This is a genomic window from Cupriavidus sp. (genome assembly GCF_057315035.1).
In genome coordinates this window covers 63,114-78,797 of record NZ_DBHKYV010000038.1, presented here as the reverse complement: position 1 = coordinate 78,797, position 15,684 = coordinate 63,114, and the positions used below count along the sequence as shown (strand labels likewise).

General features: G+C 64.9%; 16 protein-coding genes. 8 read left to right on the top strand and 8 right to left on the bottom strand.

The genetic code is table 11. The features are described from left to right. From ACO550_RS31610 to ACO550_RS31580, 7 genes are all read right to left on the bottom strand, one after another. A partial coding sequence (locus ACO550_RS31610) for a zinc-ribbon domain-containing protein (RefSeq protein ID WP_315596367.1) occupies positions 1–489 on the bottom strand: 489 nt, incomplete at its 3' end. A gap of 9 nt (positions 490–498) precedes the next feature. Continuing rightward, positions 499–1,434 (bottom strand): 50S ribosomal protein L11 methyltransferase, encoded by a 936-nt coding sequence (prmA, locus tag ACO550_RS31605; protein ID WP_315596366.1) that lies wholly within the window; start codon positions 1,432–1,434, stop codon positions 499–501. 41 nt (positions 1,435–1,475) lie between these two features. After that, entirely contained in the window at positions 1,476–2,843 is a 1,368-nt protein-coding gene (gene accC, locus ACO550_RS31600) for an acetyl-CoA carboxylase biotin carboxylase subunit (RefSeq protein WP_315596365.1), read from the bottom strand. Between the two features lie 111 nt (positions 2,844–2,954). Continuing rightward, positions 2,955–3,422 (bottom strand): acetyl-CoA carboxylase biotin carboxyl carrier protein, encoded by a 468-nt coding sequence (gene accB / locus ACO550_RS31595; protein WP_315596364.1) that lies wholly within the window; start codon positions 3,420–3,422, stop codon positions 2,955–2,957. Positions 3,423–3,557: 135 nt separating this feature from the next. Continuing rightward, positions 3,558–4,046, bottom strand: coding sequence for a type II 3-dehydroquinate dehydratase (gene aroQ / locus ACO550_RS31590; RefSeq protein ID WP_315596363.1), 489 nt, complete (start codon positions 4,044–4,046; stop codon positions 3,558–3,560). A 229-nt stretch (positions 4,047–4,275) separates the two neighbouring features. Continuing rightward, on the bottom strand, positions 4,276–4,830 hold the full coding sequence (locus tag ACO550_RS31585; protein WP_315596362.1) for a redoxin family protein: 555 nt from the start codon (positions 4,828–4,830) through the stop codon (positions 4,276–4,278). A 106-nt stretch (positions 4,831–4,936) separates the two neighbouring features. Beyond that, positions 4,937–5,623 carry a UDP-N-acetylmuramate--alanine ligase gene (locus tag ACO550_RS31580; RefSeq protein WP_315596361.1) on the bottom strand — a complete coding sequence of 229 codons (687 nt, stop codon included), beginning with the start codon at positions 5,621–5,623 and terminating at the stop codon, positions 4,937–4,939. Between the two features lie 149 nt (positions 5,624–5,772). Here ACO550_RS31580 and mpl point away from each other — a divergent pair, with 149 nt between their 5' ends. From mpl to mtgA, 8 genes are all read left to right on the top strand, one after another. Beyond that, complete coding sequence (gene mpl / locus ACO550_RS31575) at positions 5,773–7,161, top strand: UDP-N-acetylmuramate:L-alanyl-gamma-D-glutamyl-meso-diaminopimelate ligase (RefSeq protein WP_315596360.1); 1,389 nt, start codon at positions 5,773–5,775, stop codon at positions 7,159–7,161. A gap of 13 nt (positions 7,162–7,174) precedes the next feature. Further along, on the top strand, positions 7,175–7,783 hold the full coding sequence (locus tag ACO550_RS31570; RefSeq protein ID WP_315596359.1) for a YqiA/YcfP family alpha/beta fold hydrolase: 609 nt from the start codon (positions 7,175–7,177) through the stop codon (positions 7,781–7,783). Positions 7,784–7,800: 17 nt separating this feature from the next. Then, a complete protein-coding gene (locus ACO550_RS31565; RefSeq protein WP_315596373.1) occupies positions 7,801–8,445 on the top strand; it encodes a chorismate--pyruvate lyase family protein in 645 nt (214 codons plus the stop codon). After that, positions 8,442–9,182 carry a 3-oxoacyl-ACP reductase FabG gene (fabG, locus tag ACO550_RS31560; protein ID WP_315596358.1) on the top strand — a complete coding sequence of 247 codons (741 nt, stop codon included), beginning with the start codon at positions 8,442–8,444 and terminating at the stop codon, positions 9,180–9,182. The genes ACO550_RS31565 and fabG overlap by 4 nt, the downstream gene beginning before the upstream one ends. Positions 9,183–9,342: 160 nt before the next feature. Next, a complete protein-coding gene (locus ACO550_RS31555; protein WP_315596357.1) occupies positions 9,343–11,484 on the top strand; it encodes a ribonuclease catalytic domain-containing protein in 2,142 nt (713 codons plus the stop codon). A 122-nt stretch (positions 11,485–11,606) separates the two neighbouring features. Then, a complete protein-coding gene (locus ACO550_RS31550; RefSeq protein WP_315596372.1) occupies positions 11,607–12,542 on the top strand; it encodes an energy transducer TonB in 936 nt (311 codons plus the stop codon). Continuing rightward, positions 12,542–13,441 carry a shikimate dehydrogenase gene (gene aroE, locus ACO550_RS31545; RefSeq protein ID WP_315596356.1) on the top strand — a complete coding sequence of 300 codons (900 nt, stop codon included), beginning with the start codon at positions 12,542–12,544 and terminating at the stop codon, positions 13,439–13,441. The genes ACO550_RS31550 and aroE overlap by 1 nt, the downstream gene beginning before the upstream one ends. Before the next feature lie 82 nt (positions 13,442–13,523). Then, positions 13,524–14,225: a monofunctional biosynthetic peptidoglycan transglycosylase gene (gene mtgA / locus ACO550_RS31540; protein ID WP_315596371.1), complete on the top strand. Its 702-nt coding sequence runs from the start codon at positions 13,524–13,526 to the stop codon at positions 14,223–14,225. A gap of 11 nt (positions 14,226–14,236) precedes the next feature. On the opposite strand, the gene corA is transcribed toward mtgA, so the two are convergent. Next, positions 14,237–15,199 (bottom strand): magnesium/cobalt transporter CorA, encoded by a 963-nt coding sequence (corA, locus tag ACO550_RS31535; RefSeq protein ID WP_315596355.1) that lies wholly within the window; start codon positions 15,197–15,199, stop codon positions 14,237–14,239. Positions 15,200–15,684: the final 485 nt, after the last annotated feature.

Sequence of the window (15,684 nt, the reverse complement as noted above, 5' to 3'; positions counted from 1 at the left end):
TTCCGCTTCCGCTTCCGCTTCCGCTTCCGCTTCCGCTTCCGCTTCCGCTTCCGCTTCCGCTGGTTCTTCCGCATGCGCCTCGCCGGCGACGGATTCAGGCTCCGTCTCCGTCTCCGTCTCCGTCTCCGTCTCCGACATCATGGTCGTCGGCGAATCCAGTGCGGGTACCTCATAGCCCGGATCGAATCCAGGATCGAACGGTGCGGCTTCGTCGTGCGCGCGTGCCGATGCCTGCGTCTGCTCGGCATGAGCCAGTGCGGCGGCCATCGTGACGGCGGCAGGTGGGGTGAAGGCGGGGGCCGGGGCGGGAGCCTCCGGCTTGGCTGTTGCAGGTGCCGCCGGGACTTCGATCAGATGTTCGCGCGCGTCGAAGACGGTATCGCATTGTCCGCAACGGACCAGGCCCTGGCGTAGCCGCAGTTGGTCCGCTACAAGCCGGAACGCGGTGCGGCAGGCCGGGCAGCGCGTGACGAGCTTGGCAGCGGCCATGATGGAAAATCAGGAAGAGTGATTGGCGGCGTTGCCTGCCGCATCGGTCGATGCGGGGCGCGTGCCGTGCAGGCAGACCCAGCCTTCCTCGCTGCGCCAGACCGACATGGCAATCCAGGGCGCATACGCGGCGGCCACTTCGTCCGCCTGGCGTTCCAGCACGCCCGACAGGATCAGCCGGCCACCAGGGCGCACGCGCGCGGTCAGCATCGCGGCCATCAGCTTGAGCGGATTGGAAAGGATGTTGGCCACCACCAGGTCATGGGTGGCCTCGGACGCCGAATCCGGCAACGCGAAGCTGGCTGCCACGCGGTTGCGTTCGGCGTTGTAGCGCGACGCTTCCACGGCATTCGGATCGATGTCGATGCCGATCGTATCGCCGGCACCCAGTTTCTTGGCGACGATGGCCAGGATGCCCGAGCCGCAACCGTAATCGAGCACGGTTTCGCCAGCGCGCACATTCTGCTCGAGCCACTGCATGCACAGCCGCGTGGTCGGATGGCTACCGGTACCGAAGGCCAGGCCCGGATCGAGTTCCAGGATCACGGCGTCGGGATCCGGTGCGTCGTGCCACGACGGCACCACCCAGATCTTCTCGCCAATGCGGATCGGTTCGAACTGCGACTGCGTCAGCCGCACCCAGTCCTGGTCTTCCACGGCGCGCAGCGTGTAGTCCGGCACCGGCGCCACACCCAGCGCATTGGCAGCGGCAATCACCACCAGCGCGGGGTCGGTCTCGTCATCGAAGAGTGCCACCACGCGCGAGCGGTTCCATGCCAGGCGTGTCGGCTCCAGCCCTGGCTCTCCAAAGAGCGGTTGCTCGTCGGGCGTATCGGCATCGGCATCTTCCACCGATACCGACAGCGCGCCGAGGTCGAACAATGCATCGGACCAGGCCTCAGCCTGATCCTGCGCAATTTCGATCACACATTCCTGGAAAGCCACGGGGTTCCTTTATGACTGCGTTGCCGGCCGATTGGCCCGCCTCAGGGCTTTTCGCCCGAAGCGTTGGCCTTCTGGGCCAGGCGGTGTTCAAGATAATGGATGCTGGTGCCGCCTTCGACGAAGTTGGCATCGAGCATCAACTCACGGTGCAGCGGCACGTTCGTCAGGATACCGTCAACCACCATCTCCGACAGCGCAATGCGCATGCGGGCGATGGCCTGGTCACGTGTCGCGCCGTACGTGATGATCTTGCCGATCATCGAATCGTAGTTGGGCGGCACGAAGTAGCCATCATACGCGTGCGAGTCGACGCGCACACCGGGGCCGCCGGGCATGTGCCAGGCAGTGATGCGGCCCGGCGACGGGGTGAACTTGAACGGATCCTCGGCGTTGATACGGCATTCGATCGCATGCCCGCGCAGTTCAACGTCCTTCTGGCGGAAGCGCAGCTTCTCGCCGTAGGCGATGCGGATCTGCTCCTGCACGATGTCGATGCCCGTGATCATCTCGGTGACCGGGTGCTCGACCTGCACGCGCGTGTTCATCTCGATGAAGTAGAACTCGTTGTTCTCGTACAGGAATTCGAACGTGCCGGCGCCACGGTAGCCAATCTTCTTGCAGGCGTCGGCGCAGCGGTCGCCGATGCGTTCGATCAGGCGGCGCGGAATGTGCGGTGCCGGCGCTTCCTCGATCACCTTCTGGTGGCGGCGCTGCATCGAGCAATCGCGCTCGCCCAGCCAGATGGCCTGCTTGTGCTGGTCAGCCAGGATCTGGATTTCCACATGGCGCGGGTTCTCAAGGAACTTCTCCATGTAGACCTCGGGATTGCCGAAGGCACGGCCGGCTTCTTCACGCGTCATGTTGACGGCGTTGATCAGCGCGGCTTCGGTGTGCACCACGCGCATGCCGCGGCCACCGCCACCGCCGGCAGCCTTGATGATCACCGGATAGCCCACGCGGCGTGCGGTGGCCAGGATTTCCTTCGGATCGTCGGGCAGGGCACCCTCGGAGCCCGGCACGCACGGCACGCCGGACTTGATCATGGCCTGCTTGGCCGACACCTTGTCGCCCATCAGGCGGATGCTGTCGGCGGTCGGACCAATGAAGACGAAGCCGGATTTCTCGACGCGCTCGGCGAAGTCGGCGTTCTCCGACAGGAAACCGTAGCCCGGGTGGATTGCCTGGGCGTCGGTCACTTCGGCGGCCGAAATGATGGCCGGCATGTTCAGGTACGACAGCGGCGACGGGGCCGGGCCGATACAGACAGCTTCGTCGGCCAGCTTGACGTACTTGGCATCCTTGTCGGCTTCCGAGTACACCACCACGGTCTTGATGCCCAGCTCGCGGCAGGCGCGCTGGATGCGAAGGGCGATTTCGCCGCGGTTCGCGATCAGAATTTTTTCAAACATGGTCTCTCTCTGCGAGAACAGGGGCGGGCCCGCGCACGCCAGGGTGGCGCGCCGGGCCAACGCGTGCGGCAAGGGCCGTCAGGCGCCATGCCGCGTCAGCCGGTGGCCGGTTTAGCCGATCACGAACAGCGGCTGGCCGTATTCCACGGCCTGGCCGTTTTCAACGAGGATTTCCTTGATCACGCCAGCCTTGTCGCACTCGATCTCGTTGAGCAGCTTCATGGCTTCGATGATGCAGACGGTCTGGCCTTCCTTGACGGTATCGCCCACGTTGACAAACGAGGCGGCACCCGGCGACGGGGCGCGATAGAACGTGCCGACCATCGGCGACGTCACGATGTGGCCGGCCGGTAGTTGCGGGGCGGCATCGGCGGCGGCCACCGCGGCGGGCGCGGCAGCGGCGGCCGGGGCGACACCTGCCATGGGCAGGGCCTGCATCGGCATGGCCATCGGGGCCGCCACGACCTGCGGCGGTTGCTTGACGATGCGAACCTTGCCATCACCTTCGGTCACTTCGAGTTCCGAAATGCCGGATTCGGCCACCAGGTCGATCAGCGTCTTCAGCTTGCGCAGGTCCATCTTCTTATCCTCCAGATTCGGATTGGTCCGGTCACCTTCGTGTCGAGAAGGGACGGCGGCGGTCAGTCATTGATTGGCCCGCCACGCGTGCGCGACAGGCCGCGGTTGTCTCGGCTTATATATGCGGTCCGGGCGTCAGCTGCCCGGTGTGTCCTGTTCCTGCGCCAGCGCGTATTCGAGCGCCAGCAGGTAACCCTGCCAGCCCAGGCCACAGATCACCCCTACTGCCTGGTCAGAGAAATAGGAATGATGGCGGAACGGCTCGCGGCGATGCACATTGGACAGATGCACCTCGACGAACGGGATGGCCACGCCCGCCAATGCATCGCGCAACGCCACGCTGGTATGCGTAAAGGCTGCGGGATTGATGACGATGAAGTCCACCCCTTCTCCACGCGCTGCGTGAATGCGGTCTACCAGCGCCCCCTCGTGGTTGGACTGGAACGTGTCCAGGCCGATGCCCGCGGCGGCGGCGCGTTTTGCCAACGCTTCGTTGATATCGGCGAGCGTGGTATGTCCATAGGTCTGCGGTTCGCGCGTTCCCAGCAAATTGAGGTTCGGACCATGCAGAACCAGCACTTTGCGGTAGCGGGCGGAGCGGCTGACGGTAGCAGTAGAAGACACGGCGGCTCGACCAGTTCAACGAAATTGCGCGGAGATTACCGTAGCTTAGAGGGATTTGTCTAGCGTGCGGTACAAGGCGGCATGTCGGCTACAAGGCATTTGGAGTGCCTTGAGTGAGTCATGATCCACAAATCGCCCCTTGTCGAGGGTTTGTCCGCAGGTTGGCGACAACTTCACAAGGTTTTGGCTACAGATCGCCGCAAGTTCCAACGACTTGGGTGCGGCAAGGTCAGGCGCCCGGCAATTCCTTGCGCAATTCGTCCGCATGCACGCGCCCCATCTTGCGGTATTTGACAGCGCCATCGGGGGTGATGACCACCGTGTATGGCAAGCCGCCCTGGGCATTGCCAAACTGCTTGGCTAATTCGGTGCCCGGGAATCCGGCTACCGCGAGCGGGTACTTTACGGGTACCTTTTTAAGAAATTCCTGAATGTTGCTGGCGGAATCGATGCCAATGCCGATGAATTCGACATTGCGCGCCGCATATTCACCGTGCAGCGCCGTCAGTTCGGGCATTTCCTCCACGCAAGGGCCGCACCACGGCGCCCAGAAGTTGACCACCAGCGTCTTGCCCCGAAATTTGGAAAGATCGATGTCGTTGCCGGCGGGATCGGGCAACTTGGCCTGGAATAGCGCTTCCACCGCCTGGTCTGACGCCTGCCGGGGAGCCAGCGCGAAATTCGCGACGAGCACGCCGGCAAGGGCAGCCACGATGGCCACGATGATCCAGATGGTCACGGAAGAACGACGGGCCGGTGCGGAGCCGGGAGCAGATGCAGTCATGTTCGGATGGCGATGATGACAGTTCTATATAGATGGCGGAAAAGGGCGGCCATGGAGATCAAGGAACGGCAAGCAACTGGAGGTCACACGTCGTCGGTCCCCGGCGCTATCGATCGGTGGCGCCGGCTTCCTCGATGAGCCGACGCACGGTCAGGACGTCGGCCCGGGCCACGCGCCCGCTGGAATCGGCCTTGACCGCGCCGCGTTCGTCGACGGCATCATACAGCGCCACATGAATGCCCACCGGCGCGCCCAGCGTAGTGCGGATGTCGCCGGCCAGCGCGCGGGCCTCGCGGAGGGCCGGCCACTGGCCGCGCCACAGGAAGCTCAGCGTTTCGACATCGCCACGGCCGGCAAAGTGCCGGCTCTCGCTGGTGTCGAAATCCACGCCGGCGTTCAGCAGGTGCAGGGCGACATCCTTCGGGCTGTCACAGAAGCACTGGATATAGATGTCGGAATGCTCGGTGGCGGTGCCGTTGAGCACGGCACCCACCAGGAAGGGGCGAAACGCCGCAAGGTCGTCCATTGCCAGTACCGCAAGCTGGCGCAGCAGCGCCAGGATGCGCGGCTGGTGCTCGCCGTGGAACAGTGCCTGGTAGGCGCGTACCTCTGCCTCGATCAGCTCGTTGTCGGGTAGCCATTCGCCGGCCACGCGCACGTCGCCCAGCAACTGGCGGGCGGCCTTGCGCTTGGCGGTGGCGTAGTCGGCCCCATCTTCGGCGATCATGCGCGCGGCGGCCTGGGCGATCTCCTCGCGCAGGCGGGTGGGGTCTGAGGGTGTGCGTCGGGACATGGCCCGATGATACCCGCATGGTCGGGCGCCGGTAGCGTGCGGCGTGCGACGCAGCCTGGGGAACCCGAGGCATGCAGGTACAATCAGAGCCTTCTTTCAGCGCCGCGCGGCTGTGTCCGCGGCGGACTCACGCATCTCCCGAAGCTCCCATGCATATTCATATCCTTGGCATCTGCGGTACGTTCATGGGCGGCCTCGCGGTCCTGGCCCGTCAGGCGGGGCACCGCGTGACCGGTTGCGACGCCAATGTCTACCCGCCGATGAGCACCCAGCTCGAAGCCCAGGGCATCGACCTGATCGAAGGCTTCGATCCGGGGCAACTGTCGCTGGAGCCGGACCTGTTTGTGATTGGCAATGTGGTCTCGCGTGGCAATCCGCTCATGGAAGCGATCCTGGATCGTAATCTGCCGTATACGTCGGGCCCGCAATGGCTTGGCGAACACGTGCTGAACGGCAAGTGGCCGCTGGCCGTGGCTGGCACGCACGGCAAGACCACCACCACGTCGATGCTGGCCTGGCTGCTCGAGGACGCCGGTTACAACCCCGGCTTCCTGGTGGGCGGCGTGCCGCAGAACTTCGGAATCTCGGCGCGGCTGACCGAATCGGATTTCTTTGTCATCGAAGCCGACGAGTACGACACGGCCTTCTTCGACAAGCGCAGCAAGTTCGTGCACTACCGGCCGCGCACGGCCATCCTGAACAATCTTGAATACGATCACGCCGATATCTTCCCCGATCTGGCTGCTATCGAGACCCAGTTCCATCATCTGGTGCGTACGGTGCCCGGACAGGGCCGCCTGGTCGTGAACGGCATGGAGCCCGCGCTGGCCCGGGTGCTCGAGCGCGGTTGCTGGAGCGAGGCCGAGCAGTTCGGCGTGGGCGACTGGCGCGAAGGCGATGCCAGGACCGCGGCGCCGGCGGGCAAGGATGCGTTCGACGTGTTCTTCCGCGATGAACTCCAGGGCACCGTGGTCTGGGACCTGCAGGGCACGCACAATCGCATGAATGCCATTGCCGCGATCGCGGCGGCGCGCCACGTCGGCGTGCCACCCGCGCAAGCCATTGAATCGCTGGGCCGCTTCGCCAACGTCAAGCGCCGCATGGAGGTGCGTGGCACGGCCAACGGCGTGACCGTCTATGACGATTTCGCGCATCATCCTACCGCGATCCAGACCACGCTCGATGGCCTGCGCCGCCGGGTGGGCAACGCGCGCATCCTGGCGGTGCTCGAACCGCGCTCGAACACGATGAAGCTTGGCGTGATGGCGGCCCAGTTGCCTGCCAGCCTCGAGGCGGCCGACCAGGTGTTTGGCTATGGTGCGCCGGCGGGCAAGGATGCGCTGGGCTGGAACCTGGGCGAGGCGCTGGCGCCGCTGGGCGACAAGGCCACCGCGTTCCAGGATCTCGGCACGCTGGTTGCCGCGGTTACGGCGGCCGCCAAACCTGGCGACCACGTACTGGTGATGAGCAATGGCGGATTCGGTGGCGTTCACCAGAAGCTGCTCGATGCAATCGGCGCCAGAGTCCAGGCCGCCTGACCAGGAAAGTCACATGCTGCTGTATCTGCACGGTTTCCGTTCCTCGCCGCAATCGATGAAGTCGTGGCTGGTGCAGGAGCGGATGCGCGCATGGGGTGTGGAGAAGTACTTCGCCTGCCCGATGCTCAATGTTGCGCCTTCCGAGGCAATCGCCCAGGCCGAAGCCGCGATCCGTGGCGCGCGGGCCGGTGGCGAGACCGATATCGCCATCATTGGCTCGTCGCTGGGCGGCTTCTATGCGCGCTGGCTTGCGGAAAAGCACGGCTGCCGCGCGGCACTGCTCAATCCGGCGATTCATCCGTGGACCGACCTCGAGAAGTATCTGGGCGAGCAGCCGCTGTATCACGGGGGCGGTTCGGTCGTGGTCAGGCGCGAACATCTGCAGGAACTGCTGGACCTGCGCGTGGATACGATCACGCGCCCGGAGCGCTACTATCTGCTGGCCGCGACGGGCGACGAGGTCCTCGACTATCGCGAGATGGTCGATGCCTGCCCGGGTGCCAAGGTCCGCATCATCGAGGGCAGCGATCACGGCATCACTGAATTCGACGACTACGTTGACGATGTGCTGGCTTTCTGCGGCTATGCCCCCGGCGGAAGACGCAAGGCACCCAAGGCATGACGGTTGCGGTCAGTGGCCTGCAAGGCCTGCGCGCCGCGTGGCGCGCGCACCTGCCGCACGACGGCTCGATTCCACTGAACCAGCGCCGCTGGATTACCGGTGAAGGCTCGCTGACTGCGCGGCTGATGTCGGCGTCGTCGCGCTTTCGCGTGACGCGGCTCGCCCAGGCACCGCAACTGCCGTTTGCCGATGAATGGCAGGAACTGGGCCTGATCCGGCCCGTGCCGGCCATCACGCGCGAAGTCCTGTTGATCTGCGACGAGGTGCCCGCGGTCTTTGCGCACACCATCGTCGATCCATACCGGGCACGGCGCGACTGGCCATTCCTGCGCGGCCTGGGCAACCGGCCGCTGGGCGGGGCCCTGTTCGTGGATCCGCGCGTGCGGCGCGATCCGTTCCAGTTTGCCCGGCTGACTCCGCACCACCCGCTGCGTCAGGCGCTGCAGCGGGTTCTGCCGGCGCTGGCGTCGGTGCCGATGCTGCCCGCGCGGCGCTCGGTATTCCGGCGCGGCGGCGGCGCCATGCTTGTCACCGAGGTCTTCCTGCCAGACCTTCTGCAACGGGCAGCGCCAGCCAACACCGGCGCGGGTGGCACCAGACTGCCCCGCCGTATCGATACCCACAACACACTGCCAACGCAGGAAAAGAGACCAGCATCATGAAACTGGAAGGACGGGTTGCAATCATCACCGGCGCCGCAGCCGGTATCGGCTTTGCCACTGCACAACGGTTCGCCGCGGAAGGCGCGCGGCTGGTCTTGTGCGACGTCAATGAAACGCGCGTTCGCGAAGCGGCCGAGCGACTGGCCGCCGGGGGCGCCAGCGTCGACGCGCACAAGGTGGACGTGACCAACCGCGCCGAAGTGGATGCGATGGTTGCCGCCACGCTGGCGCGTCACGGCCGCATCGATGTACTGGTCAACAACGCGGGGATCACCAAGGACGCGCGGCTGGCCAAGATGACCGAAGCGCAGTTCGATGCCGTGATCGATGTCAACCTGAAGGGCGTCTTCAACTGCGCGCAAGCGGTGGCCGGCGTGATGACCGAGCAGGGGCGAGGCGTAATCCTGAATGCGTCGAGCGTGGTGGGCCTCTACGGCAATTTTGGCCAGACCAACTACGCGGCCAGCAAGTTCGGTGTGATCGGCTTCACCAAGACATGGGCGCGCGAGCTCGGGCCGAAGGGCGTGCGCGTCAATGCGGTGTGCCCGGGGTTTGTCAATACCGAGATCCTGCAGACCGTACCGGACAAGGTGCTCGACGGCATGAAGGAACATTGCTGGATGCGCCGCCTGGCCGAACCGTCGGAGATCGCCGCGATCTACGCATTCCTGGCCAGCGACGACGCCAGCTATGTGAACGGCACGGCAATCGAGGCCAGCGGCGGGATGTCGCTCTGACCTGAAGCGGACCGGGAAGAACCTCGCCGCGCCGGCGCTCGGGGCCAAGGCATGGTGCGGTATCATCCCCGGTCGAATATCCTATCCGGGATTTCCGTTGCCCGCGTGCGCTAGTGCGCACCGCGGCGGCGTTTCCCGGCACTTCTGAAAGTACCGATCCATGCAGTTGCTGTTCGAAGAAGGCGGCGAAATCCGCGCCGGCACCGTGCTCGCCCAACAGGGCGAGGCCTACCAGGTCGAACTGCCCGCGGGCAAACGTACCAAGGTCAAGGCGCGCGACGTGCTGCTGCAGTTTGCCCAGCCTTCGGCAATCGAAATGGTGCGGCAAACCGGCGACCTGACCGCCGAGATCGATCTCGACTTCCTCTGGGAATGCGCGCCGGCCGATGAATTCGGCTTTGCCGAACTGGCCGCCGAATACTACGGCGCCGACGCCGGCGCGGTGCAGCAGGCCGCGCTGGCCATGGCGCTGCATGGCAATCCGGTCTATTTCCGCCGCAAGGGCCGCGGGCGCTACATGCGCGCGCCCGAAGACCAGCTCAAGGCCGCGCTGGCCGCGGTGGAACGCAAGAAGCAGCAGTTGCTGGTGCAGGGCGAGTACGAGGAACAGCTCAAGGCACACCAGCTGCCCGACGCGTTCCGCGGCAAGGTCATGCAGTTGCTGTTCAAGCCCGACAAGAACAGCCTCGAATTCAAGGCGATGGATGCCGCCTGCACGGCGCTGGGTTTGTCGCCGATGCGCCTGATGGTGGCCGTGGGCGGTGTGGAAAGCCCGCGCGCGCTGCACGAGGCCAAGTTCCTGGCCGACTGTTTCCCGAAGGGCACGGGCTTCCCCGACCTGGATGTTCCCGAACCGGCCGCCGACCTGCCCGTGGCCGACGTGCAGGCTTTCTCGATCGACGATGTCACGACGACCGAAATCGACGATGCACTGTCTGTCACGCCAATCGCCGATGGCAAGCTGCGCATCGGCGTGCATATCGCCGCGCCGGGGCTCGGTATTCGCCGTGGCGAGGCGCTTGACGCGGTGGCGCGCCAGCGACTGTCCACGGTGTACTTCCCCGGCGACAAGATCACGATGCTGCCCGACAGCGTGGTGGATCGCTATACGCTGCAGGAAGGGCGCACCTGCCCGGCGCTGTCGCTGTATGTGACGATCGATCCGAACGGCCCCGATGGCGTGGAGATCCTGGGTAGCGAGACGCGTGCCGAGCTGGTGCCGATTGCCGCCAACCTGCGCCACAACCTGCTGGAAGACATCGTCACCGAGGCTGCGCTGGCCAATGGCACGGGCGACTACCCGTTCCGCGAGCAGCTGACCGAACTGTACCGGCTGGCCAATCACCTGCACGACGAGCGCCAGAAGGCGCGCCTGGCCAGCGGGCTGCGTCCGGAGTCCCACAACCGCGCGGACTTCAATTTCTACATCGACGCCGTGGACGGTGGCGGCGAGCGCGTGCGTATCGAGCAACGCCGCCGCGGATCGCCGCTGGACAAGATCGTGGCCGAGCTGATGATCCTGGCCAACAGCACGTGGGGCAAGCTGCTGGCCGATCATGGCGTGCCGGGTATCTACCGCACGCAGAAGGCCTGGGGCATGCACCGCACGCGCATGCAGACCTGGCCCGCGCCGCACGAGGGCCTTGGCGTGGCGCAGTATGCGTGGAGCACCTCGCCGCTGCGCCGCTATGTGGACCTGGTCAACCAGTGGCAGATCCTGGCGGTGGCCCAGCACGGCGTCACGGCCAAGCTCGTGGCCCCGTTCAAGCCCAAGGATGCCGACCTGCTGGCTGCCGTGGCCGATTTCGAAGGTACGTATGCGGCCTATGCCGACCATCAGTCGACGATGGAGCGGTACTGGTGCCTGCGCTGGCTCAAGCAGGAAAACCGCGACAAGATGATGGCCACCGTGCTCAAGGACGGTGCGGTGCGCTTTACCGAGATCCCGCTGGTGACACGCGTGCCGGAACTGGCGCAGGCCTCACGCGGCACGCAGGTATTGCTGGAAATGGCGTCCACCGACGAAATCTCGCTCGAAGTCTCGTGCCGCGTGCTCGAGGTGTTTGCCGGCGAGGGCGAGCTGCCCGAGGAAGAACTCGAAGGCGACAACGGTGACGCCACCGATGCCGGCGACGAGGAACTGGCGGAAGTATCCGCCGAAGCCGCCGCCGAAGCGGCTGCGGAGGATGCCGCGGAAGCCGCTGCGGAAAGCACGCCCGGGACCGACGCCGCGGAAGCCGCTGACGATGCCACGGACGAGGCGTCGGCGGCACGCGACACCGGCGCCAATCCGGCCGGCTGAGTCCTTCGGTAAACCTGCCGGCTCCCGTACAATCGAAGTCTGTTCCGGCCATCCCCCAGCCGTGGGGGGTGGCCGGTTTTCGATCGAATTCAAGCTTGACCGTCCAGGCTCGCCATCCCATCGTGAACGCCGTTCTCCCTGCTTCCCGCCACCTGCATCCGCGCGACTGGTGGCAATCCAGCAGCACACTGGCCAAGGCGCTCGTGGTTTCCGTTGCCATCCACGCAGTACTGCTGATGGTAAGGATTGCCGCGCCCGAGGTGTTCGAGATCAAGCGTTCCGATCCGCAGTTGGATGTGGTGCTGGTGAACTCGAAGTCGGCCGAGAAGCCGCGCAACGCGACGGTGCTGGCACAGGCCAACCTCGACGGCGGTGGCGACCACGATGCCCAGCGCGCCACCACGCCGCTGCCGGCGCAGACCGAATCGAAGGAAGGCGACCTCGTCAGGCTGACGCAGCGTCGCATCGACCAACTCGAAGAGGAACAGCGCCGCCTGATGACCCAGGCGCGCGAGGCCGCACCCGCGGTACGCAGCCAGCCCGTGAAGCCTGGCGAGCGGCGCATCGAATCCCCGACGCGCGGACAGGACGAGCGTACGTCGACCGATGAAATGGCCAAGCTCGAAGCCGAGATCGGCCGCAATCTCGAACAGTACGCCAAGCGCCCGAAGCGCATGCAGCTGACCGCCACCAGCGCGCAGGGCGTGGACTACGCGCAGTATTACGACCGCCTGCGCCGCAAGATCGAGGCGCGCGGTACCAGCGATTTTCCGGTGCGCAATGGCAAGCCGATCTACGGCCAGTTGATCCTGGTGATCAACGTGAACCGCATGGGCAAGCTTGGCTATAACCGCGACGGCTATAACGTCGAGGCCATCGATGTGGCAAAGAGCTCGGGCGACCCCGCGCTCGACCGCCAGGCCGTGGCCATTGTCCGCGCGGCTGCACCGTTTGGCGCGTTCACGCCAGAGATGCAGTCGAAGCAGGACATCCTCGAAGTCATTTCCACTTTCAAGTTCACACGCAGCGGACTCGATGTCCGCCTGCAAGGCCGCTGATGACCGCAGAACAGAATTCCACGCCCAATGCCGACAGTGCAATCGACCGCTACGTGGTCGTGGGCAATCCCGTCGCGCACAGCCGCTCGCCGGCCATTCATGCTGCATTCTCGCGCCAGACCGGCGAGGCGGTGCATTACGACCGGCTGGAAGCGCCGCTCGATGCGTTTGCCGACACCGTGCGCAACTTCCTGGCCAGCGGCGGTCATGGCTTCAACGTGACCACGCCGTTCAAGCTCGAGGCCTACGACCTGGCAGACCGGCTGACGCCGCGCGCCGAAGCGGCCGGCGCAGTCAACACGATGTGGGTCGAGGATGGCCTGATCCATGGCGACAACACCGACGGCATTGGCCTGGTACGCGATATCCAGGACAACCTCGATGTGCTGCTCGAAGACAAGCGCATTCTGGTGCTGGGCGCCGGCGGCGCGGCGATGGGCGCGATGTTGCCGTTGATCGAATGCCGTCCCGCCCGGATCGTGGTGGCCAACCGCACGGCGCAGAAGGCGGCCGACATGGTCGAACAGTTCGTGGAAGCGGCCGACCAGTACAACGTGGAGTTGTGGGCCGGTGGCCTCGATGCGCTCAGTGCGCTGTCCGAGGACGAGGGCTGCGACGTGGTGATCAACGCATCCGCCAGCAGCCTGCAAGGCGAACTGCCGCCGGTGCCCGAGAACCTGCTGGGCGAAGGTGTATTGGCCTACGACATGATGTACGGCGCCAGGCCGACGGTGTTCCTGGCCTATGCCGGCAAATGTGGGGCGCGTACTTCGGACGGGCTTGGCATGCTGGTCGAACAGGCCGCCGAGGCGTTCTACAACTGGCGCGGCGTGCGTCCGAGCACCGCACCGGTACTGGCCGAGCTGCGCGCCGCGCTGCAGGCCGAAACCGCACGCTGACCGGCGGACCATCTTGGCCCGTCAACGATCCGCGGCCAGGGTGCCGGCCAGCGCAGCGCGCCGGTCTGGCGCTGCCAATCCGTTGCGCTGGATTGGCTATCTGGGCGAATGCCTGATCATTGGCGTGCTGGCGATGCAGGTCTATTTCTTCCTGCAGATCGGTGCGTGGCAATACCTGAATCCGTCGTCCACCTCGTTCATGCGCGCCGAGCGCTGGCGCCTGTGCGGCTTCAATTTCTGGAGCTGCCAGGTCGATCACAAATGGGTTGGCTATGACGAGATGTCGCGCAATATCAAGCGCGCGGTGATTGCCAGCGAGGATGCCGATTTCGTCAATCACCCGGGCTACGAACTCGATGCGATGCTCGATGCGTGGGAGCGCAACAAGCAACGTGGCCATATCGTGCGCGGCGGCTCGACGATCACGCAGCAACTGGCCAAGAACCTGTTCCTGGCGTCGGAGCAATACTACGTGCGCAAGGGCCAGGAACTGGCCATCAGCTGGATGCTCGAATTCTGGCTCGACAAGCAGCGCATCTTCGAGATCTACCTCAACTCCGTGGAATGGGGCGAGGGTGTCTTCGGCATCGAGGCCGCGGCGCAGCACTACTTCCACACCTCGGCATCAAAGCTGACCGTGGGGCAGGCTGCACGCCTGGCGGCGGCACTGCCGGCACCGAAATGCTTCGACAAGAAGCAGTACTGCGCCAACGTGCGCGTGAACTTCCGCGTCAAGGCATCGATCATCGCCAGGCGCATGGGCGCGGCGACCTTGCCTGACTGAGGCGTGCCACCTTAGCCGAGCCAGCCCTTGCGCCTGAAATACACCAGTGGAACCGCGGCCGACACGGCCATCAGCGCGATGGCCCACGGATAGCCGGCCGCCCAGTCGAGCTCGGGCATGAACTTGAAGTTCATGCCGTAGATGCTGGCAATCAGCGTGGGTGGCATCAGTGCCACGGACACCACCGAGAACAGTTTGATGATCTTGTTCTGGTTGATGTTGATGAAACCAACCGTGGCATCCATCAGGAAGTTGATCTTGTCGAACAGGAACGCGGTGTGGTTCTCGATCGAGTCGATATCGCGCAGGATCTGGCGCGCTTCGTCCTGCTGTTCGGCCGACAGCAACTGGCTGCGCATCAGGAACGACACCGCGCGGCGCGTATCCATGACATTGCGGCGGATGCGGCCGTTCAAGTCTTCCTCGCGCGCAATGGTTTCGAGCACGTCGGCGGCGGCGGCGTCGGTTACGTTCTCGGCCAGCACGCGACGACTGGCTTCTTCCAGGCGTTCGTAGATCTCCTCGATCGAATCGGCCGAATACTCGGCGTCGGTCGCGTAGAGATCCATCAATACATCCTTGGCATTGCGCACCGAGCCCGGGCGCATCCGTGCGCGCAGCCGTACCAGGCGGAACACTGGCAGGTCTTCGTCGTGGATCGAGAACAGGACGTCGCGCGTGAGCACAAAGGCCACGCGCACGTTGCGCGATGCTTCGTCCTCGGCCAGCAGGAAGTCCGTGCGGATGTGGATGTTCTCGTCTTCGCCTTCGAAGTATCGGGCCGAGGCCTCAAGGTCACCGAGGTCCTCGAGTTCCGGCAGGACCACGTTGTAGGCTTCCTTGATCCACGCGAGTTCCTCGTCGTCGGGGCTTACCACGTCGATCCAGATGGGCTTGTGCTGCAGCAGCTCGTTGCGCTCGTCGACCTGCTCCTGGGCAAGCCGGCCTTTCTGCAGGACGAACAGATTGATCATCCCTTGGATTCCTTGTTACTGATGGCGCGTTGTCGTTGCATCGGAGACAGGCGCAGGCAAGGCATCGCCAGCAAAGCGACCATGAGGCGGCCGGCAAGCGTGATCGCGCTGCGCGCGGATGGCACGCGAAGTGCAATCCGTTGCAAGGCGATGACGTTTGCCTGTTGCCTGTATCTGGCTGGCAAGCCGGGAGAGGGAAGATCCGATGCGCGACACGGCGGTCAGCATGACGGCCGCAGGGGAAACCGGAAAGACACTCACCCGCAGGTGTCTGCGGGCAAGCACGACGACGAGCAGGGCATTGGCCCCGCGCGGATCGACGTTACGCAGCCCGCAGTGACATGGCATCCGGCGATGACGCGCTATGGTCGCGACAACCCGAACACCCGATGCTACTGCCCACGTACTTTCTCCGGGATTCTGATGGCCGCGAGTGTAATCCAACGCAGGGGGGCTTGTTAAGCGAAATCTCTGAGCCGGTGTTG